Annotated in this window: 23 protein-coding genes; 14 read left to right on the forward strand and 9 right to left on the reverse strand. The window is 60.7% G+C overall.

The genetic code is table 11. The annotated features are described in order from the left end of the window. The first annotated feature begins 207 nt into the window (after window positions 1-207). The gene (rarD, locus tag QZH45_RS27730; protein ID WP_024779420.1) at window positions 208-1,095 is read left to right on the forward strand and encodes an EamA family transporter RarD; all 888 of its coding nucleotides are present in this window, start codon (window positions 208-210) and stop codon (window positions 1,093-1,095) included. Window positions 1,096-1,312: 217 nt separating this feature from the next. On the opposite strand, the gene QZH45_RS27735 is transcribed toward rarD, so the two are convergent. Next, window positions 1,313-1,831, reverse strand: coding sequence for a glycine cleavage system protein R (locus tag QZH45_RS27735; RefSeq protein WP_024779421.1), 519 nt, complete (start codon window positions 1,829-1,831; stop codon window positions 1,313-1,315). 568 nt (window positions 1,832-2,399) lie between these two features. Here QZH45_RS27735 and QZH45_RS27740 point away from each other — a divergent pair. Continuing rightward, window positions 2,400-4,577, forward strand: a complete 2,178-nt coding sequence (locus QZH45_RS27740; RefSeq protein WP_053190500.1) for a malate synthase G — start codon at window positions 2,400-2,402, stop codon at window positions 4,575-4,577. Between the two features lie 106 nt (window positions 4,578-4,683). Here the strand turns inward: QZH45_RS27740 and QZH45_RS27745 are convergent, their stop codons facing one another. Further along, window positions 4,684-5,130, reverse strand: coding sequence for a response regulator (locus tag QZH45_RS27745; RefSeq protein WP_024779423.1), 447 nt, complete (start codon window positions 5,128-5,130; stop codon window positions 4,684-4,686). 252 nt (window positions 5,131-5,382) lie between these two features. Here QZH45_RS27745 and QZH45_RS27750 point away from each other — a divergent pair, with 252 nt between their 5' ends. The 9 genes from QZH45_RS27750 to QZH45_RS27790 all read left to right on the forward strand — a co-directional run bounded on the left by QZH45_RS27750 (window position 5,383) and on the right by QZH45_RS27790 (window position 16,079). After that, window positions 5,383-7,323 carry a putative nucleotidyltransferase substrate binding domain-containing protein gene (locus tag QZH45_RS27750; RefSeq protein ID WP_024779424.1) on the forward strand — a complete coding sequence of 647 codons (1,941 nt, stop codon included), beginning with the start codon at window positions 5,383-5,385 and terminating at the stop codon, window positions 7,321-7,323. After that, complete coding sequence (locus tag QZH45_RS27755; protein WP_024779425.1) at window positions 7,320-8,027, forward strand: 3'-5' exonuclease; 708 nt, start codon at window positions 7,320-7,322, stop codon at window positions 8,025-8,027. The genes QZH45_RS27750 and QZH45_RS27755 overlap by 4 nt, the downstream gene beginning before the upstream one ends. Window positions 8,028-8,268: 241 nt before the next feature. After that, window positions 8,269-8,787 (forward strand): RNA polymerase sigma factor, encoded by a 519-nt coding sequence (locus tag QZH45_RS27760; RefSeq protein WP_053190502.1) that lies wholly within the window; start codon window positions 8,269-8,271, stop codon window positions 8,785-8,787. After that, complete coding sequence (locus QZH45_RS27765) at window positions 8,784-9,767, forward strand: FecR domain-containing protein (protein WP_024779427.1); 984 nt, start codon at window positions 8,784-8,786, stop codon at window positions 9,765-9,767. The genes QZH45_RS27760 and QZH45_RS27765 overlap by 4 nt, the downstream gene beginning before the upstream one ends. Window positions 9,768-10,001: 234 nt before the next feature. Continuing rightward, window positions 10,002-12,440 (forward strand): TonB-dependent siderophore receptor, encoded by a 2,439-nt coding sequence (locus QZH45_RS27770; RefSeq protein WP_069018346.1) that lies wholly within the window; start codon window positions 10,002-10,004, stop codon window positions 12,438-12,440. Window positions 12,441-12,543: 103 nt separating this feature from the next. After that, complete coding sequence (locus tag QZH45_RS27775; RefSeq protein ID WP_024779429.1) at window positions 12,544-13,674, forward strand: PepSY-associated TM helix domain-containing protein; 1,131 nt, start codon at window positions 12,544-12,546, stop codon at window positions 13,672-13,674. Further along, window positions 13,671-13,850 carry a hypothetical protein gene (locus QZH45_RS27780; protein WP_053190505.1) on the forward strand — a complete coding sequence of 60 codons (180 nt, stop codon included), beginning with the start codon at window positions 13,671-13,673 and terminating at the stop codon, window positions 13,848-13,850. Before QZH45_RS27775 ends, QZH45_RS27780 begins: the two co-directional genes overlap by 4 nt. Before the next feature lie 196 nt (window positions 13,851-14,046). Continuing rightward, window positions 14,047-15,348 carry an MFS transporter gene (locus QZH45_RS27785; protein WP_055135805.1) on the forward strand — a complete coding sequence of 434 codons (1,302 nt, stop codon included), beginning with the start codon at window positions 14,047-14,049 and terminating at the stop codon, window positions 15,346-15,348. A gap of 101 nt (window positions 15,349-15,449) precedes the next feature. Then, a complete protein-coding gene (locus QZH45_RS27790; protein ID WP_024779432.1) occupies window positions 15,450-16,079 on the forward strand; it encodes a glutathione S-transferase in 630 nt (209 codons plus the stop codon). A 183-nt stretch (window positions 16,080-16,262) separates the two neighbouring features. Here the strand turns inward: QZH45_RS27790 and creD are convergent, their stop codons facing one another. From creD to QZH45_RS27810, 4 genes are all read right to left on the reverse strand, one after another. Beyond that, window positions 16,263-17,636: a cell envelope integrity protein CreD gene (gene creD / locus QZH45_RS27795; protein WP_053190512.1), complete on the reverse strand. Its 1,374-nt coding sequence runs from the start codon at window positions 17,634-17,636 to the stop codon at window positions 16,263-16,265. A 201-nt stretch (window positions 17,637-17,837) separates the two neighbouring features. Beyond that, window positions 17,838-19,256, reverse strand: a complete 1,419-nt coding sequence (creC, locus tag QZH45_RS27800) for a two-component system sensor histidine kinase CreC (protein WP_053190514.1) — start codon at window positions 19,254-19,256, stop codon at window positions 17,838-17,840. Further along, a complete protein-coding gene (creB, locus tag QZH45_RS27805) occupies window positions 19,256-19,942 on the reverse strand; it encodes a two-component system response regulator CreB (protein WP_053190517.1) in 687 nt (228 codons plus the stop codon). Before creB ends, creC begins: the two co-directional genes overlap by 1 nt. A 69-nt stretch (window positions 19,943-20,011) precedes the next feature. Continuing rightward, window positions 20,012-20,518 (reverse strand): ATP-dependent zinc protease family protein, encoded by a 507-nt coding sequence (locus QZH45_RS27810; RefSeq protein ID WP_024779436.1) that lies wholly within the window; start codon window positions 20,516-20,518, stop codon window positions 20,012-20,014. Window positions 20,519-20,701: 183 nt separating this feature from the next. Between QZH45_RS27810 and QZH45_RS27815 the strand changes: the two genes are divergently transcribed. Then, a complete protein-coding gene (locus QZH45_RS27815) occupies window positions 20,702-21,589 on the forward strand; it encodes an acyltransferase (RefSeq protein WP_055135806.1) in 888 nt (295 codons plus the stop codon). Here the strand turns inward: QZH45_RS27815 and QZH45_RS27820 are convergent, their stop codons facing one another. Continuing rightward, on the reverse strand, window positions 21,590-22,168 hold the full coding sequence (locus QZH45_RS27820) for a DUF2780 domain-containing protein (protein WP_055135807.1): 579 nt from the start codon (window positions 22,166-22,168) through the stop codon (window positions 21,590-21,592). It abuts the gene before it with no gap. A 276-nt stretch (window positions 22,169-22,444) separates the two neighbouring features. On the opposite strand from QZH45_RS27820, the gene QZH45_RS27825 reads away from it, so the two are divergent. Together QZH45_RS27825 and QZH45_RS27830 are read left to right on the forward strand one after the other, a co-directional pair. Then, window positions 22,445-22,858, forward strand: a complete 414-nt coding sequence (locus tag QZH45_RS27825) for a hypothetical protein (RefSeq protein WP_069018547.1) — start codon at window positions 22,445-22,447, stop codon at window positions 22,856-22,858. Window positions 22,859-22,942: 84 nt separating this feature from the next. Continuing rightward, window positions 22,943-23,518: a hypothetical protein gene (locus tag QZH45_RS27830; RefSeq protein ID WP_024779440.1), complete on the forward strand. Its 576-nt coding sequence runs from the start codon at window positions 22,943-22,945 to the stop codon at window positions 23,516-23,518. A 471-nt stretch (window positions 23,519-23,989) separates the two neighbouring features. Here QZH45_RS27830 and fdhA read toward each other — a convergent pair whose 3' ends face one another. After that, window positions 23,990-25,189: a formaldehyde dehydrogenase, glutathione-independent gene (gene fdhA, locus QZH45_RS27835; protein WP_041022259.1), complete on the reverse strand. Its 1,200-nt coding sequence runs from the start codon at window positions 25,187-25,189 to the stop codon at window positions 23,990-23,992. 172 nt (window positions 25,190-25,361) lie between these two features. Beyond that, window positions 25,362-26,219 carry a formyltetrahydrofolate deformylase gene (gene purU / locus QZH45_RS27840; RefSeq protein WP_024779442.1) on the reverse strand — a complete coding sequence of 286 codons (858 nt, stop codon included), beginning with the start codon at window positions 26,217-26,219 and terminating at the stop codon, window positions 25,362-25,364. Between the last annotated feature and the right edge of the window lie 89 nt (window positions 26,220-26,308).

The raw sequence follows: 26,308 nt of genomic DNA on the forward strand, positions 1-26,308 counted from the left end.
CTTCAACCATCACCACAATCTCCTGTGGGAGCGAGCGTGCTCGCGATCGCGGTGTGTCAGACAACATATTCGTAAGCTGATACACCGCGATCGCGAGCAGGCTCGCTCCCACAGGAGGTACTTGCGTTGTTGCTCAAAGGTTCGCCCAAAACCTGACAAATCTACTTACAATCACTCCTTTGTTAGCTGCCTAAGCAAGGATTCTGCATGCAAGCCGCCAACCCGCGTCGTGGGTATATCCTGGGCCTGAGTGCCTACGTCATCTGGGGGTTGTTCCCCATCTATTTCAAAGCCATCGCTGCCGTCCCTTCAGTGGAAATCATCGTCCATCGGGTACTGTGGTCGGCGCTGTTCGGCTCGGCATTGCTGCTGGTCTGGAAACATCCGGGCTGGTGGCGCGAACTGCGCGACAACCCGCGTCGCCTGGCGATCCTGGCCCTGAGCGGCACCTTGATCGCGGCCAACTGGCTGACTTACGTCTGGGCGGTGAACAACGGTCGCATGCTCGAAGCCAGCCTGGGTTATTACATCAACCCGCTGGTAAACGTGTTGCTGGGGATGCTGATCCTGGGGGAGCGGCTGCGGCGCATGCAATGGCTGGCGGTGGGGTTGGCAGCGGTTGGTGTGGCGCAGCAGGTCTGGCAGGTCGGCAGCCTGCCATGGGTGTCGCTGGCCCTGGCGCTGACCTTCGGCTTCTACGGGTTGATCCGTAAACAGGCTCCGGTCCAGGCATTGCCGGGGCTGGTGGTGGAAACCTGGATGCTGGTGCCGATTGCCCTGGCCTGGTTGCTATTCAATCCAACGGCCATCAGTGCCCAAGCCACCTTCTGGACCACCTCCGAAGCCTGGTGGCTGGTAGCGGCCGGCCCGGTGACGCTGGTTCCGCTGGTGTGCTTCAACGCCGCTGCCCGGCATTTGCCCTACACGACGTTGGGATTTCTCCAGTACATCGCCCCGACATTGGTGCTACTGCTGGCGGTGCTGCTGTTCGGCGAGCATTTGTCGTCCAGCACCTTGATGGCATTCCTGTTCATCTGGGCCGGGCTCGCGGTGTACAGCCTCGATGCCGTAATCAGCATGCGCCGTCGCACCTGATCAAAAATCGTACAGCTCCCTGCAGGCCACGTTCGACGTGGCCTGCGCCGATCGACCCCAAGGTTATCCACAGCATCATCCCCGCCGTTTGTGCACAAGCCCTTGAAAATTGGCGATTTTTTGATCATCACCGGCAAAGGCACGCCAGGCTTGGGCTGGCGCCGTATCTCTACAGGTTATCCACAGGCAGGTGCAGTTTTTCCTTGGATAACCGGGCTCACGCTTCGTCGCTCAATTTGAGCTCCACCATTAATTCGTCGGCCAAGGTTTCCAGGCGTTCCTGCAAGGTGTCCAACGACAGCGTCAGCGGCACGCCCAGGATCGCTTCGGCGTGAAACAACAATTCGCTGCTCATCGGTGCCGGCCCGACATGGGTCACCAACCGCTCGACATTGACGCCCTGCTCGCTCAACAAACGGGTGATGTCCCGCACGATACCGGGACGGTCGTTACCCACCAGTTCCATGGCAATGGGTTTCCAACTGCAGGACTCCTCGATTGTGCTCTCCGCGATGAGCACGCGAATGCCGTGGCTCGACAACCCCTGCAAGGCTTCGATCAGTTCCTGTTGGGATTCGGCAGGAGCGCTGAGGCGCAATATTCCGGCAAATTGCCCCGCCAGATGCGACATGCGGCTTTCCAGCCAGTTACCGCCGTGCTCGGCGATGCATTGGGCGATGCGCTCGACCTGCCCAGGTTTGTCCGGGGCGAAAACGGTAATGACGAGATGGTCCATGGCGCAGCCCTCTTGTGATGAGAAGAAGGAGTATAGGCAGGGCACACAAACCCTGCGGAAGGAGTTATGCAGGATCTGCCGAGTGCAACGAGGCTGCGATCTTTCCCATGCCAACTGAGTCGAGAGCGAAAGATCAAAGCAAAGATCGCAGGCTCCTGCGCTTGGCGGTTGCTTCTGTCCATTTCTGAACGTACCGGTAAATCGTGTACAAGTTTCGAGATTTTTATGGAACAATTAATAAGTTTTTTGAGAACATCCCATGCTTCGTCGTGACTGTACTGCTTTAGTCGGTCGCGGAACGACGCAATTAGTCTAATTTTCACAACCGCAACTGTTCATGTAGTATGCCGCAGCACACACTACATAATGTTGGACCGATGTCTGCTTAAGGCACAGTCGCATCCCTGAAAGCCCCGTCAGCAAGGCTTAATGCCCATGATAGGACCCACCCAGCCGCCAGCGATGGCATGTACTGGTTTCGGGGTTTGTGGTTTAAATGTCCCGAGGCTTCATTGTCAAAATCGAAGAGCTGAAAAGCGAAATAGCTGAGCAGAGTGAGAGGCAAGCAATGACTGAACACGTTCAAGTCGGTGGCCTTCGGGTCGCCAGAGTCCTGTTCGACTTCGTGAACAACGAAGCCATCCCCGGTACCGGTCTGACCGCCGACCAATTCTGGGCCGGTGCCGACAAGGTCATCCACGACCTGGCGCCGAAGAACAAAGCCCTACTCGCCAAACGCGATGATTTCCAGGCTCGGATCGATGCCTGGCACCAGTCGAAGGCCGGCCAGGCCTTTGATGCCGTGGCTTACAAAGCCTTCCTGCAAGACATTGGATACCTGCTGCCAGAAGTGGCGGATTTCCAGGCTACGACCCAAAACGTCGATGACGAAATCGCCCGCATGGCCGGCCCGCAGCTGGTGGTGCCGGTGATGAATGCCCGTTTCGCCCTCAACGCTTCGAACGCCCGCTGGGGTTCGTTGTACGACGCGTTGTACGGCACTGATGCCATCAGCGAAGCCGATGGCGCGGAAAAAGGCAAAGGCTACAACAAGGTTCGTGGCGACAAGGTCATTGCCTTCGCCCGCGCTTTCCTCGACGAAGCGGCGCCCCTGGCGGCCGGTTCCCACGTCGACTCCACCGCCTACAAGATCGTCGACGGCAAACTGGTGGTCGCTCTCAAGGGTGGCAGCAACAGTGGCCTGCGTGACGATGCCCAACTGATCGGCTTCCAGGGCGACGCTTCGGCCCCCACTGCAGTGCTGTTGAAGCACAACGGCCTGCACTTCGAAATCCAGGTCGATGCCAGCACCCCAGTCGGCCAGACCGACGCCGCTGGCGTCAAAGACATCCTGATGGAAGCAGCCCTGACCACCATCATGGATTGCGAAGACTCGGTCGCCGCGGTCGATGCCGATGACAAGGTGGTGATCTACCGCAACTGGCTTGGCCTGATGAAAGGCGACCTGTCGGAAGAGGTCGCCAAGGGCGGTCAGACGTTTACCCGCACCATGAACCCCGACCGCGTGTACACCGCCGTCGACGGTTCGAGTCTGACGCTGCACGGGCGGTCGCTGTTGTTCGTGCGCAACGTCGGTCACCTGATGACTATCGACGCGATCTTCGACAAACACGGCAACGAAGTGCCTGAAGGCATTCTCGATGGCCTGGTGACAAGCCTGGCGGCGATCCACAGCCTCAACGGCAACACCTCGCGCCGCAACAGCCGCACCGGCTCGGTGTACATCGTCAAGCCGAAGATGCACGGCCCGGAAGAAGCCGCGTTCACCAACGAGCTGTTCGGCCGCGTCGAAGACGTGCTGAACCTGCCGCGCAACACCCTCAAGGTCGGGATCATGGACGAGGAGCGCCGTACCACGGTCAACCTCAAGGCCTGCATCAAGGCTGCCAGCGAACGCGTAGTGTTCATCAACACCGGTTTCCTGGACCGCACCGGCGATGAAATCCATACCTCGATGGAAGCCGGCCCGATGGTGCGCAAGGCCGACATGAAAGCCGAGAAATGGATTGCCGCCTACGAAAACTGGAACGTCGACATCGGCCTGAGCACCGGCCTGCAAGGTCGTGCACAGATTGGCAAGGGCATGTGGGCCATGCCGGACCTGATGGCGGCGATGCTCGAACAGAAAATCGCCCATCCGATGGCGGGCGCCAACACCGCCTGGGTACCATCGCCGACCGCCGCCGCACTGCATGCGCTGCATTACCACAAGGTCGACGTGTTCGCCCGCCAGGCAGAACTGGCCAAGCGAACTCGGGCCTCGGTGGACGATATCCTGACCATCCCGCTGGCGGTCAACCCGAACTGGACGCCGGAGCAGATCAAAAACGAGTTGGACAACAATGCCCAGGGCATCCTCGGCTACGTGGTGCGTTGGATCGATCAGGGCGTCGGCTGCTCCAAGGTGCCGGACATCAACGACATCGGCCTTATGGAAGACCGAGCGACGCTGCGCATTTCCAGCCAGCACATCGCCAACTGGCTGCGCCATGGCATCGTCACGCAGGACCAGGTGATGGAAAGCCTCAAGCGCATGGCGCCAGTGGTGGACCGCCAGAACGCCAGCGATCCGCTGTACCGTCCGCTGGCACCGGACTTCGACAGCAACATCGCTTTCCAGGCGGCGGTCGAGCTGGTGATCGAAGGCACCCGGCAGCCTAACGGCTACACCGAGCCGGTGCTGCACCGTCGTCGCCGCGAGTTCAAGGCGGCCAACGGGCTGTGATTAAGCGGTAACGATAAATGAGGAAGGCCCTGATCTTGCGATCAGGGCCTTTTTTGTTTGCCGTGCAGACCGATCATCCCCACGCTCTGCGTGGGGATGCCGCAGGCTAGAGATCCATCCCCAGCTCTCGCTTGACCAACCCTAGCAATTTCTCCGTATCGATGGGCTTGAGCAGAAAATCCACTACGCTCAAATGCATCGCCTCAATGGCGTCCTTCACGTCGGCATCGCCGGACACGATGATGATCGGCAACGCGGCCCGCTCCGACTCGCGGACCAGGCGGATCAGTTCCAGGCCATCGACATTGCCCATGCGCAGATCGGTGATCAGCAGACCGATCGACGGCTTGGTTTCCAGCATCTTGAGTGCCGTTTCGCCACTGGCGGCGGTCATGCAGTGGATTCCGTCCAGCGCCAGGATCTCCGACAACAGCTCGCGAGCGTCCTTGTCGTCATCGGCGATCAAGACCCGCTGCGGTGGCAGATCAGGTTCCAGCATGACGGCGCTCAATGCTTCGCGCTCGGCGTCACTCAAAATATCGTGGTCGGACATGATGCTCTCTACATTCCTTGAATCGATCCCCTGGCACAGTGGTCAGACATCGTTCGGCAGCACTTCAATGTGCACTTCGTCGGATTTTTTTCCAAGAGAATTCACTGAAGATTTTTCGAGGCTTCGTGCGGGACTTTTCTGTAGTTCTGCCTGCGTCGCAGGAACCTAGACTTACGTCCAATGGGCACTCCCCCTGCAGAGGTCGACCATGGGGAACAGATCCGACCACAACAATTCAAAAAAGATTGCGCAATGGTTATGAAAAAAGCGGACGCCTTCATCCAGGCAGGAAAGACCGCGGTGTTGCAGAACATCCAGGGCACGTTGCAATTCCTGCAGCGCTTCCCCCCGTTCAACCAGATGGAAAATGCTCACCTGGCCTACTTGGTGGAACAATGCCTGCTGCGCTTCTACGCATCGGGTGAAACCATCATCAAGCCGGCCGACGGTCCGGTGGAGCACTTCTACATCGTCAAGCAGGGCCGGGTGGTGGGGGAGCGTCCGCATTCGGCCAAAGGTGGCACCGAGACCACTTTCGAAATCACCACCGGCGAATGCTTTCCCCTCGCCGCCCTGCTGGGGGAGCGGGCCACGCGCACCGAGCACCGGGCCGGCGAGGACACGTTTTGCCTGCAACTGAACAAGCAGGCCTTTATCAAACTGTTTGCTTTGTCCAGCCCGTTTCGAGATTTCGCCCTGCGCGGAGTCAGCAGCCTGCTCGACCAGGTCAACCAGCAGGTCCAGCAAAAATCCGCGCAGACCCTGGGCACCCAATATTCCCTGAATACACGGCTGGGTGAGCTGGCGATGCGTCATCCGGTGAGCTGCAGCCCGGACACCCCCCTGCGCGAAGCTGTGAAGCTGATGCATGAACAACAGGTCGGCAGCATCGTGGTGGTGGATGAACGCAAGGCGCCGGTGGGGATCTTTACCCTGCGCGACCTGCGACAGGTCGTGGCCGATGGCGCCGGGGACTTCTCCCAGGCCATCGCGGCGCACATGACCCAGGCACCGTTTTTTCTCTCGCCGGATCACAGCGCTTTCGATGCGGCCATCGCCATGACCGAGCGCCACATTGCCCATGTCTGCCTGGTCAAGGAACAGCGCCTGTGCGGCGTGGTGTCGGAACGGGATCTGTTTTCCCTGCAGCGAGTCGATCTGGTGCACCTGGCCCGGACCATTCGCAGCGCCCCCCGGGTGGAAAACCTGGTAGCCCTGCGGGGCGAGATCGGCCAACTGGTGGAACGCATGCTGGCCCACGGCGCGTCGTCGACCCAGATCACCCACATCATCACCTTGCTCAACGACCACACCGTGAGCCGGGTCATCGAACTGACTCTCGCGGAGAAAGGCGATCCGGGGGTGCCGTTCAGTTGGCTGTGCTTCGGCAGTGAGGGACGGCGCGAGCAAACCCTGCATACCGATCAGGACAACGGCATTCTGTTCGAGGCCCGGGACGCGGCCCATGCGGCGCAGATCCGCGGCCTGCTGCTGCCCATCGCCCAACAGATCAACCAGAGCCTGGCGCTGTGCGGCTTCACGCTGTGCAAAGGCAACATCATGGCCGGCAATCCCGAACTGTGTCTGTCCCGCGCCGAATGGTCCCGACGCTTTGCCGCCTTCATTCGCGAAGCGACGCCGGAAAACCTGCTGGGCTCCAGTATCTATTTCGACCTGCGGGTGGTCTGGGGCGACGAACAAGGCTGCGCGCAGTTACGCCGACAGATCCTCGACCAGGTGGGCGACAACCGGCTGTTCCAGCGCATGATGGCCCAGAACGCCTTGCGTCATCGCCCACCGGTCGGGCGTTTCAGGGATTTCGTGCTGAGCCGCAAAAACGGTGAGAAGGCTACCCTGGATTTGAAAGTGCAGGGCCTGACGCCCTTCGTCGACGGTGCCCGCCTGCTGGCGCTGGCCAATGGCATAGAGGCCAACAACACCCTGGAACGCCTGCGGCAACTGGTCGCCCGGGAAGTAATCGACCCCCTTGATGGCGCAGCCTATGAAGAGGCCTACCACTTCATCCAGCAAACCCGCATGCAGCAACATCAGTTGCAGACCCGCGAGAACCTGCCCTACTCCAACCGCGTCGACCCCGACAGCCTCAATCACCTGGATCGGCGGATCCTGCGTGAATCATTGCGCCAGGCCCAACGCCTGCAAAGCAGCCTGACGTTGAGGTATCAACTGTGAACCTGTTTTCCTGGTTGCGCCCGGCTCCGCCGATGTTGCCGGACGCGTTGCAGCGACGCCTGGCAAATCTCTCGCCGCCATCACCCCTGGATGAGCGCAGCCTGCGGGAACAGCGCTGGGTAGTGGTGGACCTGGAAACCACCGGCCTGAACCTGAACAAGGATCAGGTGCTGTCCATCGGCGCGGTGGTGATCGAAGACGGCGCTATCGATTTCAGCCAACAGTTCGAGCGCACCTTGCAATGCGAGAAGCAGAAGCTCGGGCCGAGCGTGTTGATCCATGGCCTGGCACCCAGCGCAATCGCCGCCGGCAGCGACCCGGCCGAAGCACTGCTGGCGTTCATGGAGTTCGTCGGCGACAGTCCGCTGCTTGCCTTCCATGCGCCCTTCGACGCTCACATGCTCGGACGCGCACTGAAAGACCACCTGGGCTATCGCTTGCAGCATACGTTCCTCGACGTAGCGGACCTGGCGCCGATGCTCTGCCCCCAGGCAGCGCTACGCAAGGCGAGCCTGGACGACTGGATCGATGCCTTCAAGCTGCAAGTGGTCGATCGCCACAACGCCAGCGCCGACGCCCTGGCCACGGCCGAGCTGGCGCTGATCCTGTTCAGTCGTGCCCGCCAGCAACAGATCCACAGCCCGCTCAACCTGCAACAGTGCCTGGGCCAGTGGAAGCGCCGGCAGCAGGCGCCTTCCATCTAACACTGCCCCAGCATGGCTGACCTGTAGGAGCATGGCTGATCTGTAGGAGCATGGCTTGCCCGCGATGCAGACAACTCGGTCAGGCTGTTAATCCCGGATGATGCTATCGCGGGCAAGCCTTGCTCCCACAGAGTCAGCTAAATCCACAGACAGTATCCCGATCAGCTCCAATTGCATTCCCGCCCCCGCCTCTGCCACAATCGCGAACAATTCTCGTTACTTAAAACATCGGTGAAGCTCCGTGTCGTCAGTCCCTAGTCCTCACAATGATCTGGTTGGTGCGTTGTACCGTGATCATCGCGGCTGGCTACTGGCATGGTTGCGCCGCAACGTGGCCTGTCCACAGCGGGCCGAGGACTTGAGCCAGGACACGTTCGTGCGTCTGCTCGGTCGCGATGAACTGACGACACCCCGTGAACCCCGAGCATTGCTGGTAGCCATCGCCAAAGGTCTGCTGTTCGATTATTTCCGTCGGGCGGCCCTGGAGCAGGCTTACCTCACCGAACTGATGTTGATTCCCGAAGGTGAACAGCCATCGCTGGAAGAACAGCAATTGATCCTCGAGGACCTCAGGCAGATCGATTACCTGCTCGGCAAGCTGTCAAGCAAGGCTCGCGCCGCGTTCCTGTATAACCGGCTCGACGGCCTCGGCCACGCCGAAATCGCCAGGCGCCTGGGGGTTTCGGTGCCGCGGGTACGCCAGTATCTGGCCCAGGGCATCCGACAGTGCTACATCGCACTCTATGGAGAGCCGACATGAACCCGGCCCATTCCAAACCGGTTTCGGCCGGCGTATTGGATGCCGCTATTGCCTGGCAGTTGTCGCTGGATTCGGGCTGCGGCAGCGCCCAGGAGCGCGAAGCGTTCGCCCACTGGCACGCCGCCGATGAAGAACATGCCCGGGCCTGGCGGCAGTTGGGCATGCTCGAGCAGCGTTTCAGCGTTGCCAATGGACCGGCACGGGCCGCGCTACTGCAGTCGCGAGTGAGTATCCGTCGCCGGATACGCAAGGTGGGCGGCGGCCTGGCCAGTATTGTCGCAGTCATCGGCCTGGCATTGTTTGCCGGTGAACGTTACCTGCCGCTGGACTACTGGCTGGCAGACCAACGCACCGCGACGGGTGAACAGCGCACCCTGCGCCTGGCCGACGGCACGCTGATCAACCTCAACACCCACAGTGCGCTCGACGTGCGTTTCGACGATAAACAGCGGCGCATTGTGCTCCAGGAAGGCGAGATCCAGGTCGAGACCGGCCACAACGACCCACGTCCATTCATCGTCGAAACCCGCGAAGGCAGCCTGCGTGCCTTAGGCACAAGGTTCCTGGTCAAGCGCGAGGACGACGGCACTCGCCTCAGCGTATTGAAATCCGCCGTGGCCGCCCATCCGCAGGCCATGGAGCAAGAACAGATCCTGCGCGAAGGCCAGCAGATGCTGATGCGCCGTGACAGCCTTGGCCCCGCCCTGGCCCTGAGCCCCGACGCCGATGCCTGGACCCGGGGCATGCTGGTGGTAGACAACGCTCGCCTCGAGGATCTGGTGCATGAACTGGGGCGCTATCGACGTGGCTACCTGGGCGTCGAGCCACAAGTGGCGGATTTGCGCATCACCGGCAGCTTCCCGCTGCATGACACCGACCTGGCCCTGAGCGCGCTGCTGCCGACCTTGCCGGTGCAGATTGAACATCACACGCGGTGGTGGGTGGTGGTGCAACCCAGCACCGGGGCCAAGGCCCGATAAAAGGTGATCCATGGGATCGCCTTCGCAAGCAGGCTCGCTTCCACAATGCATTGGCGCGCATCCATCCCTGTGGGAGCGAGCCTGCTCGCGAAGGGGCCGTCAGCCCTGCACAAAACAGGTCTGGTCCCACCATTTAAATCCTGAATCTAAATTATTTTCATCTACCCCTATCACTTTTGCATTTTCATTCGGCATCCAGGCAATTGAGAAATATTTCCATTCAGGAGCCGCCGTATGTCCCGCCCGCTAGACACCCTGTTGCGCCCCAGCCTGTTGGCCGTTGCCATCGTCCTTGCCGTCCCGTTGGCCAGCGGCCCACTCCTGGCGGCCGAACAGCCGTCCAGCGTGCGCACTTACAACCTGCCCGCCGCGTCACTGGCCAGCACCCTGAACCAGATCGCCAGTCAGGCCGGTCTCGCTCTGAGCCTGAGCCCGACATTGGCCGCAGGCAAAACCTCGGCCCCGGTCCAGGGCCAGTTCGATGCCGCGGGCGCATTGCGTGAAGCCTTGCGCGGCACCGGCTTGCAACTGCAACAGAGCAGCACCGGCACCTACAGCCTGGTGGCCGTGCCCGAAGGCGTCATGGCCCTGCCGGAAACCAGCGTGATCGGCGCCGGCCTGAGCGAAAGCGCCTGGGGCCCGAGCGAGAGCTATGCAGCCACTCGCACCGCCGCCGGCACCAAGACCGATACGCCGATCGTCGAACTGCCGCGCTCGGTCTCGGTGGTGACACGCCAGCAGATGGAGGATCGCTCGGTCCTCAACCTCAACGATGCCCTGCGCTACACCGCCGGTGTGCAGAGCAGCGGCTACGGCTCGGATTCGCGTAACGACTGGCTGCTGGTGCGCGGCTTCATACCGACTCAGTTCCTCGATGGCCTGCCGCTGCCCAAAGGCAACTACGTCACGCCAAAAATCGAACCCTGGAACCTGGAGCGCATCGCCGTGCTGCGTGGTCCGGCATCGTCGGTCTACGGCCAGACGCCACCCGGCGGCATGCTCGATATGGTCAGCCGTCGCCCACAAGCCGAGAGCAGCCATGAAGTCGAGTTGCAGGCCGGCAGCTATGAACACAAGCAGATCAACTTCGACAGCACCGGCCAGATCGATGACGAAGGCCAATTCCTCTATCGGCTCAGCGGCACCCTGCGCGACAGCAATGCCCAGGTCGATCACATCCCGGACAAGCGCTACAACATCGCCCCGAGCCTGACCTGGAACATCAACGACGACACTCGCCTGACCTTCCTGTCCCAGTACACCCGCGACGACACTGGCATCACCGGGCAATTCCTGCCCTTGCAAGGCACCAAGCTGTCCTCGCCGGCCGGCAGGATTTCCCACCACAAGAACCTGGGCGATCCGGACTGGGAATTCTACGACCGCACCTACTACGCCCTCGGTTATGCCTTCGAACATCGCTTCAACGACACCTGGCAGTTCCGCCAGAACCTGCGCTACACCAAGAGCGACCTGGAGTTCCAGGGCCTCACCGCCGGCGGGTCGTTCTTCCCGGCGGGCCCCGATCAAGCCGTGAGCGCCGACGGCACGGTCAAACGCAGCGCCGGTATCGTTAACGAAGACATCAGTCAGTTCGCCGTCGATAACAATTTCCAGGCCGACGTCCAGACCGGTGCCCTGAGCCATACGCTATTGCTTGGCCTGGACCATCAGCGTTCCAACAGCAATTCGCGCTGGAAATGGGGATCCACCGGCGTCCCGACCACCAATATCAACAACCCGATCTATGGGCAGGATTTTTCCAACGTCCAGTACTTCGATATGTACGACTACAACCAGAAGACGCAGCAGACCGGTGTCTACGTGCAGGACCAGATGGCCTTGGACAACTGGCGTCTGACCCTCGGTGGTCGTGAAGACTGGATTCACACTGGCACCGTCTTCCACAACCAGAACGATGCCACCAACACCCAGCGCGACAAGAAATTCAGTGGCAACGCAGCATTGAGTTATGTCTTCGACAACGGCGTGACACCCTACATTTCCTTTGCCCAATCCTTCCAGGCGGCGGCCGGTACCAACGTCAACAGCACCGACGCGTTCAAACCGACCGAAGGCGAACAATACGAAGCCGGCATCAAGTACCAACCGCCCGGTACAAAAACCCTGTTGACGGCGGCGGTGTTCGATCTGACCCAGAAAAATAACGCCGTCACTGAAAACAGCATCACCCGCCAGGTCGGCGAGGTGCAGGTACGCGGCCTGGAGCTGGAAGCCTCCGGCGACGTCACCGACAACTTGAAACTGATCGGTTCCTACACCTACAACGACAGCGAAATCACCAAGGGCACCGCAGCCGAGGAAGGCAAGCGCATGGCCCAGGTGCCGCGTAGCCAGGCCACCGCGTGGGCGGACTACACCTGGCACAGCGGGTCGCTCGACGGCTTCGGTGTCGGCGCTGGAGTGCGTTATGTCGGTGACACCTACGGCAATACCACCAACACCGATTGGGGTCATGTCGGCTCCTACACCGTTTACGACGCATCGGCCCATTACGATCTGGGGCGTGTGAGCGGTTCCCTCAAAGGAGTGTCGGTGGCGGTGGATGCGAAGAACATCTTCAACAAGGACTACCTCTCCACCTGCGACGGCTTCTATTGCTACTACGGCGATCAACGCAACGTGGTCGCCAGTGTGAATTACAAGTGGTAACTGGCCGCCTTCATTTGAAGAGTCCGTGGCGAGGAAGCTTGCTCCCTCGCCACGATGAATCACACAGCTCTTGAGTGAAGCGCTTTCGCAATCGGACCCCCTCATGAAAAGTAAAACCATCCGTCGCTGGTCCTTCGTCCATACGTGGTCCAGCCTGATCTGCACAGTGTTCCTGCTGATGCTGGCAGTCACCGGGTTGCCGCTGATTTTCCATCACGAGATCGAACACCTGCTGGGCGACGCTCCGGAGTTTCGGGACATGCCCGCCGATACGCCGCGGCTTGACCTGCAGCAACTGGTGGAAAAGGCCAAGGCCCATCGCCCGGGTGAAGTGGTGCAGTATTTTGGCTGGGACGAGGACGAGCCCAACGGCGTCGTCACCATCATGGCCCCGACACCGGGTACCGAACCCAATGCCTCCCATACTTTCATGCTCGACGCCCGTACCGGCGAGGCCCTGGAGACACCTGCGGCCAATGGCGGCTTCATGATGGTCATGCGGCGCCTGCACGTGGACATGTATGCCGGACTGCCTGGCAAATTATTGCTGGCATCGATGGGACTGCTGTTCGTGGTCGCCATCGTTTCCGGCGTGGTCCTGTACTTGCCGTTCATGCGGCGCCTGAAGTTCGCCACGGTGCGCCAGGACAAGTCCCCGCGTCTGCGCTGGCTCGACCTGCATAACCTGATCGGCGTGGTCACGTTGGTCTGGGCATTGACGGTTGGAGTCACCGGCGTAATCGCCGCCTGCGCCGACCTGATCATCGCGGCGTGGCGCAACGACAGTCTCAGTGCCATGGTCGAGCCCTACCGCAACGCGGCGCCACTGGAGCAACTGGCGCCGGCCACCCGCCTGCTGGACATCGCCAGGAACGTCGCACCCGGCATGGAGCCGAGCTTCATTGCTTTCCCCGGCACCTTGTTTTCCAGTGCACACCACTATGGCGTGTTCATGAAGGGCAGTACCCACCTGACCGCCCATCTACTGACACCGGTACTCATCGACGCCAGCACTCTGGACGTCACCGCCGTGGCCGAACGACCGTGGTACATGGACCTGATGAGCCTGTCCCTGCCGCTGCACTTCGGCGACTATGGCGGCAGGCCGATGCAGATCTTCTGGGCGGCCCTGGACGTGCTGACGATCATCGTCCTCGGCAGCGGCGTTTACCTCTGGGTGGTTCGGCGTAGAACGAACCTGCGCGTGGCTGCCGATAGGGAGGCCGTCTCGTGAAGCCCCGGCAGTCAAGTGTCTGGAAAGTGTTCGGCATGCCCGCAACCATTGGCGCCCTTTGCGCAGCTGGGCTATTCAGCGCCTTGCTCGGCGATGGTCTGTGGGATGCGGTGAGCTGGCTGGGGCTGGGTATCCCTTCTGTCGTGGCGGTGTGGGGACTGGTCCCGCGCCGCTGAGTCACCAGGGCGCTCTAACCGATTGAGCCCCCTCCACAGACCAGTCATACGATGACGCCATCCTCGGGCGCCCTGAAACTCGCCCAATCGCTGACATATTTGTTGACAAATTATTCCTTGCACTCCTATAAAGGCTAATGTTGTACGACAACCTACAACAGCGACACCAACTCCAAAAATAATCGATGGTGAAGTGATGAAGATCAAAGGCATCCGCTGGTGGATGGTCGGCCTGGTCACGGCCGGCCTGATGGTCAACTACCTGGCGCGCAATACCCTCTCGGTGGCCGCTCCGACCCTGATGAGCGAGATGAATATCTCCACCGAGCAGTACTCCCATATCGTCGTCGCCTGGCAAATCTGCTATGCGCTGATGCAGCCGGTGGCCGGTTACATCATCGATGCCATTGGCACCAAGATGGGCTTCGCCATTTTCGCCTTCGCCTGGTCTATCGCCTGCGCCGCCGCAGCAATGGCCTCGGGCTGGCAAGGCCTGGCATTTTTCCGTGGCTTGCTTGGCCTGACAGAAGCCGCCGGGCTGCCCGCCGCCGTCAAGGCATCGACCGAATGGTTCCCCGCCAAGGAGCGCTCGGTCGCCATCGGCTGGTTCAACATCGGCTCGTCGGTCGGTGCCGTCCTGGCGCCACCGCTGGTGGTCTGGGCAATCTTGAACAGTGGCTGGGAACTGGCGTTCCTGATCGTCGGTGGCCTGGGCATCGCCTGGACTTTTCTCTGGCTGGTCCTCTATAAGCACCCCCGTGACCAGAAGCGCCTGAGCGACACCGAACGCGATTACATCATCAGCGGCCAGGAAGCTCACTTCCAGGAGCAGAACCCGAAAAAAGGCAGCTGGAAAAAGATCATCGCCAGCCGCAATTTCTACGCCATCGCCAGCGCCCGGATCCTCTCCGAGCCGGCCTGGCAGACCTTCAACGCCTGGATTCCGCTATACCTGATGACCGAGCGGCACATGAACATCAAGGAGATCGCGATGTTCGCCTGGCTGCCGTTCCTGGCCGCCGACCTGGGCTGCGTGTTGGGCGGTTACCTGAGCCCGTTCTTCCACAAATACTGCAAAGTGTCGTTGTTCACCTCTCGCAAGATGGTCTTGCTGTTCGGCGCATCCTGCATGGTTGGTCCGGCCTGCATCGGCCTGGTGGACAGTCCGTATACGGCAATCGCTCTGCTGTGCATTGGCGGCTTTGCCCACCAGACCTTGTCGGGTGCGTTGTATGCCATCACTTCCGACTCGTTCGGCAAGAATGAAGTCGCCACCGCCACCGGCATGGGCGGCATGTTCGGTTACCTGGGTGCCGCGGCCTTCACGCTGTTGTTTGGCGTGATGGTGACAAAAATCGGCTATAGCCCGCTGTTCGTGCTGCTGGCGATTTTTGACGTGATTGCTGCGTTCATCGTCTGGACCGTCGCCCGGGAACTCAAGCGAGAACCGGCAGCGCCAGTACCGATGGAGCCGCAGGCCCTTCAGCCGGCCGTGTGATTCAGGATACAGACCGGGCGACTGCGGCCCGGTCACGCCTGCCTTGCGCCTGGATGAACGCGCTATGCTGCACGACATCCTCCTCTGTTCGAGACGTTGCCATGTCCGCTCCCAGCATGACGCTGTTCCACAACCCCGCCTCGCCCTTCGTTCGCAAAGTCCTGGTGCTGCTGCATGAAACCGGCCAGCAGGACCGCGTCGCGTTGCAACTCAGCCAGCTCACGCCCGTCAAACCGGACCAGCAACTCATCGATGACAACCCGCTGAGCAAGATTCCGGCCCTGCGCCTGGCCAATGGCAGCGTGATCCACGACAGCCGTGTCATTCTTGATTACCTCGACCACCAGCACGTCGGCAATCCGTTGATCCCCCGTGACGGCGCGGCCCGCTGGCGGCGCCTGACCCTGGCCTCCCTGGCTGACGGGATCATGGACGCAGCGGTAATGGTCCGCTATGAAACGGCCCTGCGCCCGCCGGAAAAGCATTGGGACGAATGGCTCGATGCCCAACGGGACAAAATTCGCCGTGCTCTGGACATGCTCGAAGCCGAGGCGATTGCCGAACTGGCCTGCCATTTTGACGTGGCGTCCATCAGCGTAGCTTGCGCCTTGGGGTACCTGGACCTGCGCCATCCCGACCTGGAATGGCGCAAGACCCATCCGCAGCTGGCGGCGTGGTTTGCCGAGGTGAGCTTGCGGCCTTCAATGGTCGCTACCGTGCCCAGGATCTAGATCTTTCTCCAGATGTGACGACCTCATCGCGAGCAGGCTCGCTCCCACAAAGGACAGCCCCGGACCTGTGGGAGCGAGCCTGCTCGCGATAGAGGCCCACCGGATCCAACGGAAACAACTCAGATACAAGCGCCACGAGCACTTCCCTCACCCGCCGATCTTCGCGCAATCCCAGCGACCGGCTCATTTCACCTCTCCCAGATCGAAGGTCATGGCAGGCGCCGGTTTCGATCCGACCCCGTACCAATCCAGTTTACGGGTCAGCACCATGAACACACCCAACAGGCCGAACAGCAACAGCGAGCCCATCAACAGTGCGTAGTCCTCGGCGCTCAACAGGCCGTAAAGCAAGGCATACAGCGCCGCCAACCCCGCCGAGAAGCCCAGGCCATGGTTCACGCTGCGCAGCACATGGCAGACGTAGAACCCGATCAACAGTACACAGGCACTGGCCGACACCAGGTACGCCGGGGCAAAGCCGATGTGTTCCGATAGAGACAACAGCAACAGGTAGAAAAATGCCAGCGCCACGCCCACCAGGGCATATTGGACCGGGTGCACCGCCAGGCTCTTGAGCACTTCGAAAAGAAAGAAGCCGGCGAAGGTCAGGGCGATGAACAGCAATGCATATTTGATTGCCCGGTCGCTCTTGAGGTACTGGTCCACCGGGTCGATGAAGCTCACGCCGAAGGTACGGCTGCGAAACATTTCACAGCTCTCGCCCGACACGCAGTTCTGCAGCGCTTCTTCAAGGTTGGTCGAGAAGAACGAGGTCTGCCAGTCGGCGCTGAAGCCCTTCTCGTTGATGTCGCGGCTGACGGGCAAGTAGTTGCCGATGAAGCTCGGGTGCGGCCAGTCGGCGGTCAAGTGCACTTTGCTGGTCTTGCCCACCGGCAGAATCTGCAACTCGCCGGTGCCTTGCAGGCTCAGGTCGAAACCGAAAGTCAACTCGGCGCTGTTCTGGGCGTTGACCATCGGCAGCGGCACATGCACCCCCTGCCCCAGCCAGCTGACCCGCGAGCCGGGCAGGAAGTCGACGGTCTGCTGGTTGAGTTGCAGGGTCAATGCATTCTCGATACCACGGATGTCGCTGATGCCCACGGTCAGGTACGGTTCGTCGAAGCGGTAATCGGCCATATCCTTGGCGGCCAGGCCATAGCGCTCAGGCACCTTGAAGCGTCCATCGATCCGGTTGTCGGCGTGGAACAACCGCGCCTCGTAGATCCCCCGGGCACGGGTTTCGGTCCGGACCTGGCCGTCGAGTTCGAATTGCTCCGGCAGGAAATATAACTCACCGCTCTGCTCGACGGTTTCCAGGAAGCGGACACCGGTTTTCTCGTTGGTATTCCAGACCCGCACATCCTTGCGAAACGGCACCACAATCATCGGTCCGATGAGCTGCTGACTGTGGCTGGAGCTGCTGGCGATCTCCTGCAGCACGCCGTCGCGCAGGGACTGGCGTTCGTCGATGAGGCCGTTGATCATCAACAGCGGAATCATCAGCAAGAGAATCAATAGGGCGATCATGCCCAGTTTCATGGCGAGGCTGCGGTTCATGTGGGGCTCTCCCTGTTCGAATGGGGAGAGTCTGGCGGCGCTGTGTGGGCTGTTTATGTAGGCAATGTGGAGATTGTGTGGAGACTAGAGAACCTGTGGGAGCGAGCCTGCTCGCGAAAGCGGTGTGTCATTGAGGATGATGTCGACGGGTTCACCGCATTCGCGAGCAGGCTCGCTCCCACAAAGGCTATGCGCCGAATCTCAGGGCAGCCGCAGCACCACTTCCACCCCGCCCTCGACATTGCCGATACCGAACTCGCCCCCATGCAACTGCACCACTTCCTCCACGAAATTGAGTCCCAGGCCGGTGCTCTTGCGACCGCTGTCCGGCCGCGGCAGAGAATAGAAGCGTTCGCTCAGGCGCGGCAGGGCGTAGTCGGGGATCGGGGCGGCCTGGTTGAACAACCGGATCTCGACACGGTTGCCGCTGCGCCCGGCACTGACGCGCAGTACCCCGTTGACGGGGGTGAAATCCAGGGCATTGTCCAGCAGGTTGCCCAACGCCTGGCGCAACAGAAACGCCTCGCCAGTCAGTGCCATGTCGGCGGCGATGTGTCGCTCGACCCGTAACTGCCGGCGCTCGATCCAGCCGCTACGGGCCTCGATAAGCTCATCCAGCAACGCCGCCAGCGGCACCGCGACCTGTTCTTCCAGCCCCTGACGCTGTTCGATCTGGGCCAGGTTGAGCAAACGTTCGATCAGCTGTTGCATACGCACGCTTTCACTGTCGATGTTGCTGACAAAACGCTGGTGCTGCGCGGCGGGCATGTCACTTTGCAACAGCTCGGCGGCGCCGCGAATCGCCGCCAGCGGGCTCTTGAGTTCGTGCGTCAGGGTATGCACGTAACGTTCGACGTAAGCCTTGCCTTCGAGCTGCGTGCGCATGTGCTCCAGGGCGTGCGCCAGTTGCTCGAACTCACCACCGCGATAATGCGGCACTTCCACCCGCTGCCCCTGGCTGACGGCCTGGGCATAGGCGGTCAAGCGGCGTAGCGCCGAGCTGAGCCACCACGACAGCAGCGCCCCCAGCAGCAGGCCCAGGCCGATCAACCCGACACCATAGAGCAGCAGCCGTCGTTCCGTGCGGTCGATATAAGGCTGCAGCGAACTGTTGGGCTTGGCCACGGTAACCACGCCGATGATCCGGCCGTTATCGCGGATCGGCGCACCGACATGCATCACCGAAGAGTTTGGGTCATCCGCGATGCTGCGACTCGAGCGAGCTCCGTACTGGCCGCGCAAGGTCAGGTAGACATCGTTCCAGCGCGAATAGTCCTGGCCCACCGCCGCGCCGCTGGAGTCGAGCACTACGATGCCCTTGGCATCCGTGACGTAGATGCGATGGCTGACCTGGTTCTTCGGCAAGCCCCAGATCGTCGCCGCCGGCTGCCGCTCGCCATAGGCCTTGAGTAGTTGTGGCCAGCGATTCTGGTTGAGGGTCCCGGCCTTGAAATCGTCCCGCAGAATCTCAGCCATCAGGTTGGCCGTATCCACCAAAGTTTCCTCGGTGGACTGGCGCACGCCGGGACGGATCTGCTCGATCACCGTGCCAAGCACGAAATACCCGGTCAAGCCGATGAACAGCACATAGACCAGAAAGATGCGGATCCCCAACGGCATCAGCTGTGCCCCGGGCTGTAGCTGTAGCCAAGGCCACGATGGGTCTGGATCGGTTCGGCCTCGGCCCTGACCAGGCGCAACTTGGCGCGCACGCTCTTGATGTGACTGTCGATGCTGCGCTCGTAGCCGGCATCGCTGGCCACGCCCAAGGCGTCGAGCAGTTGTTCGCGGCTGAATACCCGTTCGGGTTGCTCCAACAGACAGTTCAGCAGGCGGAACTCGTGGCGCGTGAGATTCAACGGCTTACCGCGGTAATTGATCTGCACGCGCTCGCTGTCCACCTGGAACAACGCCGTACCCAGCTCCACGGGCGGGCGTGGCGCTGGCGCTACCCGCTTGAGGATGGCCCGGACCCTGGCCACCACCTCGCGGGGGCTGAAGGGTTTGACCACGTAATCGTCGGCACCGATTTCCAAGCCCACGACCCGATCGATCTCGCCATCCCGAGCTGTAAGAAAAATGACCGGAACGTCACTGAAACGTCTGAGATTCTTGCAAGTCTCAAAACCACTGATATCTGGCAGGCCCACGTCGAGGATGATCAGGTCTGCGGGAGTGTTTTTCTGGTGTTCAAGCGCGGCGACGCCAAGGCTCAGCCAAGTGGTCTGGAAGCCCTCCCCTTGCAGGGCGAACACCAGCGTATCGGCGATGGCGGCTTCGTCTTCGACAATCAGAATATGAGGCATGTCTTGCGAGCCCGACAGTAAAGTTGCCGGAACGGTGCCCCAAGCCTCGGGGCACGTCAATCGGGGAAATCAGCAGTCTGGCTTGTCCGCCGTGAAACGTCGGGCCGGGTTCACCGCTGCACCGAATTCGCGCAGGGCCTTGGCGCCGATCAACAGCGGATAATTGAAGCTGCTGCGGTCGGTCAGGTTGACCTCAACGGTACGCTTGACGTTACCCAGACACAGCTCCAGGTCTACGACCGGGCGTTTGCTGGGAGCAATCTTTTCGTCCTCGTCCTCATCCTCCTCGGAACGGGTCTTGATCTTGCTGATACGCGCGATCTTGTGCTCGTAGACCTTGTTGCTCGCGTCCTTGGTTGCCAGGCGGAACCGCACCCAGTCGTCACCGTCGCGGGTAAAGGTTTCAATGTCCTTGGCCGACAGCGAGGCGGTCAGGGCCCCGGTGTCCATCTTGGCCTTGAGCACTTCACCGCCGATTTCCGGCAGCGCGATGTATTCGTAGCGCCCATAAAGAGTCGGTTCGGCGGCCAGCACGGGGAGGGCCACCAGGGAAAACAAGGCGAGAATGGATTTCATGCAATAGGGCTCCTGTGTGGGTGGCTTTTTAGACCGTGAGCAGTGGATTCGTTCGGTTGCTCTCGATCGCCATGTGCGGCACCCAGCATATCGGTCAAAAGGTGAAACATTCGTCCACCACAATTTGGCCTGCCGCCCGAAGCTGCTTATCATGGCCCGCCCACCCGCTTGCAAGAGTCATTTATGCGCCGCCTGCTCACCGGCTGTTTCGTCACCCTGCTGCTGTTGCTCAATACCCTGGTGCTGTTCGGGCCGTTGATGGTGTTCGCGCTGCTCAAGCTGATCCTGCCCGGACGCCTTCGCGACTATGCCTCGTGGGGGGTGATGTGGATCGCTGAAACCTGGGCCGAGATCGACAAACTGATCTTCGCCCTGTGCATCCCCACCCGTTGGGACATTCGCGGCGGCGAAGGCTTGCGTGGCGATACGTCTTACCTGGTCATCAGCAATCACCAATCCTGGGTGGACATTCCCGCCCTCGTCCAGACCCTCAACCGGCGCACGCCGTTCTTCAAGTTTTTCCTCAAGAAGGAGCTGATCTGGGTGCCGTTCCTGGGATTGGCCTGGTGGGCGCTGGATTATCCGTTCATGAAGCGCTACACCAAGGCTTTCCTGGCAAAGAACCCGGAACTGGCCGGCAAGGACCTGGAAATCACTCGGGCGGCCTGCGAGCTGTTCAAGCGCCAGCCCGTCACCGTGGTGAACTACCTCGAAGGGACACGCTTTACCGCCGCAAAAAGCCAGCAGCAACAATCCCCCTTTACCCACTTGCTCAAGCCCAAGGCCGGTGGCGTGGCGTTCGTGCTGGCGGCCATGGGCGAACAACTGGACGCGATACTGGATGTCACCGTGGTGTACCCGCAGGAGCGGATTCCGGGGTTCTGGGATTTGATCAGCGGTTCCGTGCCGAGGGTCATCATCGACATCCAGACTCGCCCGCTGGATCCTGCACTGTGGCAAGGCGATTACGAAAACGATCCGGTGTTTCGCCAGTACGTCCAGAACTGGGTCAACCAGCTCTGGACCGAAAAGGACCGGCGCATCGTCGCCTTGCTTGACGAACGCCGCTGATCAGAGACCGGCGCCGGAGCCCCAGATGCCGCCGAGGTTCTGCAGCAAGGAGCTGGCCACGCCCTGCTGGCCGAGGTACTGGAGGATCACCGGGGCAAACTGGCCGATCATGCCGCTGTCCATGCCCAACGCACTGAAGGCGTTGTTCAAGTCATTGGTGTCCTTGACGTTGCCCAGCAGGCCATCGAGCAGGGCATTCTTCTGCGAACCGCCACCGAGCAGGCCGCCCAGGCCATTGAGCCCGCCGATGGCGCTGTTGCCGGCGATCTGGTCCAGGCCCGGCACACTTTGGCTCAACTCGGAAAACTGCGGTTCGCTGAGACGATTCTTCGCCAGCCCCAACATCGCACCGGCACCACCGATGGCCTGTTCCGGCGTGATGTTCAGCTCCGAGCCCAACGTGTTGAGCAGCCCGGCGGCTTCGGGCGCAGCGGCCACGGCCCCCTTCCCTTGCTCACCCTGCCCCCCCTGAATGGCCGCCATCACACTGGCCGCATCACTGAGGCTGAACTGCGCGAAGGCCGGACTGGCCGCCAGCGACAGCAGGCAAGACAGTGCGAAGCTGCGTGAAACCTTCATTGCGAACGTCCTCTTGAGCCATAAAAAGCCGCCCTTACGAGGGTCGGTACAAAATCGTGGGTTGGACTGAGGACAGCAAGGATTGTTCCCCCGCCCCACATTCCGAAGACCTTCGAACCGAATTACAAACGTCCGGATTTTCCTCTGCATTCATCGACAAAAGCGCTATGAACGTTGCGCGATAATTCTAAACAGGCATAAAAACTGTCAGGGTTGACAGTAGTTTGATCGGCTCCAATGGCGACCATGTTCTATTTGAACCAATGGAGCCTGGATATGAAAAACACTCTGACGGGATGCATGTGGTTGCTTCTGCTGTTTATCAACCATGTCAAGGCCGGGGAAACAACCTGTTCCGACATTGCGGATATTCGGGAACACACCCTCACTCCAAATGTTAAGTCCATAGAAGTACAGGATGATCGAGAGTGGGCAGGCCAGAGCGCTATTAAAATGGTCGATCCGGCGTCCATGAAACTCAACGGTGCCGAGTTTGCGCTCCATGACGATGACGACTCGCAGACCCCGGGAAGAGCTACCTTCACTTGCGCATACGTGTCCGTAAATCTCGCTCTCCAGTATCTTCAGGTACAACCGCCTTTTTCAGAGTGGACGAACCGACGCTGCGAAAGTCTTGCCCTTCAGGTGTGCAAGCTCATCAATGCCGACGACTTCAGCCTGAGTTTCTGATTGATTTATCGTTCACCTGCCGCTGGCAGATGATCCGGAGTCAATAGATACCGTACAGTGCGCCTCCCCCTGAAGAGTTTGCCCATGGACGTAAAAATTGGTGGCGCCACCCTCGCGGTCATCCTGGCGGGCATGCTGATTGCGCTGGGTGTCAACGAATGCCAGCGAGGACCGCTGAATCCGGAAGTTGCCGATGGCGTCAGCGAAGAGCAGAAGACCTGGCTGACCATCGAGCACCGCATCAAGCGCTCCGACCCGTCTCTGACCGCGGTCACCCGCGACCAGCAAACGCTCACCGTGACCTATCGCCCGGACGCCGACGGGACCGACGAGGGTTGGGTGCCGCGCCTGCTACGCGTTGTTGGCCATGGCCTCGCCGCGCTCAATAACGCCCCAGGAGGGACGCAGTACCCTCAGGTAACGGTCAAGGCCCGGCTCCTTGCCGACGACGACGTTGAACTGGTCTACGACATGCGGGGGTTCGACGCGATCAAGACCCAAAGGGACGGCTACACCACCTTCGCCAGCCTGCCCCGCAGCCTCACATTCGACAGGAATGCGCTGGCCCAGGCCCAGAATGAATGTCGGGACACGAATGTCTGGGGTTTCTACCCTGACTTCTGCGAGCGGGTCAAAACAGCAACGGTAACCCAGCCCTGAGTGGGGTTATCCTTGCCCGACGGGGAATGGAACGGACAACTTCTGGGTATATACACAAGCGAGACTATTTCTTATCGGCCTTGAGTGCTGTCAGCTCTGACAGTAGTCGAGGACCTGCCTGTCGATGAACATCCAGACTGTCATCAAGTCACGGAGTACATCGAATGTGCAAAATAATGTTCGCCGGTATGTTTTCGCTCGTGGCTTTGCCTGGCCTTGTCCACGCTGCGAATATCGCATCATGTCCTCAGCCGAACACCATAGAGTGCAACGCCTGTGGGAGTAAAGCTTGCTCGCGATAGCGATGGCCCCGTCAACATTGTTGCTGACTGACTTACCGCAATCGTCGGATCGCCGCCCGGAGCAAGCTTTGCTCCCACGGGTTTGTGGCTTAACTGACTGGCATTAGCCGCTGGGCCCCAATAAAAAGGGCGACATCACTGTCGCCCTTTTTCCGTCTTGCTTCCAACCTTACGCCGCGCTGAACAGCTTGTGCGGGTCGATCACGAATTTCTTCGGCACGCCAGCGTCGAACTCGCCGTAGCCTTTCGGCGCGTCGTCCAGGCTGATGACCTGTACGCCGACGATTTCCGCGATGTTGATGCGGTCCCACATGATCGCCTGCATCAGCGCACGGTTGTACTTCATCACTGGGGTCTGGCCAGTGTGGAAGCTGTGGGACTTGGCCCAGCCGAGGCCGAAACGGATGCTCAGGGCACCGATCTTGGCGGCGGCATCGACCGCGCCCGGATCTTCGGTGACGTACAGGCCAGGGATACCGATCTTGCCGGCGACACGGGTCACTTGCATCAAAGAGTTGAGCACGGTGGCCGGGGCTTCGTGCTTGACGCCGTCATGACCATGACCACGGGCTTCGAAGCCTACGCAGTCAACGGCGCAATCGACTTCAGGTTCGCCCAACAACGCGGCGATTTGCTCGTGCAATGGTGTGTCGGTGGACAGGTCGACAACTTCAAAACCCTGCGCCTTGGCGTGAGCCAGACGGATGGAGTTGACGTCACCGACGATCACCACCGCTGCACCGAGCAGACGAGCAGAAGCCGCAGCAGCCAGGCCGACTGGGCCAGCGCCAGCAATGTATACGGTGCTGCCAGGACCAACGCCGGCAGTCACTGCACCGTGGTAACCGGTAGGCAGGATGTCGGACAGGCAGGTCAGGTCACGGATCTTCTCCATGGCCTTGTCGCGGTCCGGCAGTTTCAGCAGGTTGAAGTCAGCGTACGGCACCAGCACGTACTCGGCCTGGCCGCCGGTCCAGTCGCCCATGTCGACATAACCGTAGGCGCCACCGGCACGAGCCGGGTTGACGGTCAAGCAGACGCCGGTGTGCTGTTCCTTGCAGGAACGGCAACGACCGCACGCGACGTTGAACGGTACCGACACCAGGTCACCGATCTTCAGGTTCTCGACGTCGCTGCCCTTCTCGATCACTTCACCGGTGATCTCATGACCCAGGACCAGGCCGGTCTGGGCGGTGGTACGGCCGCGCACCATGTGCTGGTCGGAGCCGCAGATGTTGGTGGATACCACGCGCAGGATGACGCCGTGCTCGATCTTCCTGCCACGCGGGTCCTGCATTTTTGGATAGTCGATCTTCTGGACTTCGACCTTGCCGTTGCCGAGATACACGACACCACGATTACCGGACATGCTTTCACCTCGCTGTTGTTTTTATGAAACCGCGTCGCCCAGGCAGGCAGCGCGTTGATTGCTCGGGTAGTGCTTGTGTCTCTGTTTCTGTGCTGTATGGGAGCGCCTCACCGCGAGCAGGCTCGCTCCCACAATGGGGTTACACAATCTCCTGCTCGCGATGGCGTCACCGTCAGAGCACCACCGTACGATTGGCGTTCAGGAAGACCCGTCGTTCAATGTGATAGCCCACGGCCCTGGCCAATGTGAGCCCTTCGATATCCCGCCCCTTGGCGATCAGATCTTCGGGGTAATGACTGTGGTCCACCACTTCCACGCCCTGGGCGATGATCGGACCTTCGTCCAGGTCGTTGTTGATGTAGTGCGCCGTGGCACCGACCAGCTTCACGCCTTTGTTGTAGGCCTGGTGATACGGCTTGGCACCTTTGAAGCCAGGCAGCAGGGAGTGGTGGATGTTGATCGCCTTGCCGTCGAGCTTGCGACACAGTTCCGGCGACAGCACCTGCATGTAGCGGGCTAGAATCACCAGTTCGGCGCCGGTGTCTTCGATCACCTGCCACACCTGCCGCTCCTGGGCCGGCTTGTCGTTCGGATCCAGAGGGAAATGGTAGTAGGGAATCTGATGCCAGTCGGCCAACGGCTTGAGGTCCGGGTGATTGGACACCACTGCAACGACGTCCATGGACAACTGGCCGATGCGCTGGCGATAGAGCAAGTCGTTGAGGCAGTGATCGGCCTTGGAGACCATGATCACCACTTTCGGCCGGTAGTTTGGCGGCGTCAGTTCGAAGACCATGTCAAAGGCTTCGGCGCGCCCGGCCAGGCCGGCACGGAAAGCCTGCTCGTCAAAGCCCTCGGGCTGGCGAAACTCCACGCGAATGAAGAAACGCCCGGAGAGCCGATCATCGAAGGAATGGTGCTCGGTGACGTAGCAACCCTGCTCGAACAGAAAGCGAGTCACCGCGTCCACCGTGCCGAGCACGCTGGGGCAGTCGGCAGTCAAAATCCATGTGTCTGGGGCACGGCTCATTGCGGTGACTCCTGTTGATTGTGAACAACTGCTGCTATGGCAGGGAGGCCTCTGTGGGAGCAAAGCTTGCTCGCGATGAAGCAATGCGG

Source organism: Pseudomonas corrugata, from assembly GCF_050920615.1.
Taxonomy (GTDB): domain Bacteria; phylum Pseudomonadota; class Gammaproteobacteria; order Pseudomonadales; family Pseudomonadaceae; genus Aquipseudomonas; species Aquipseudomonas corrugata.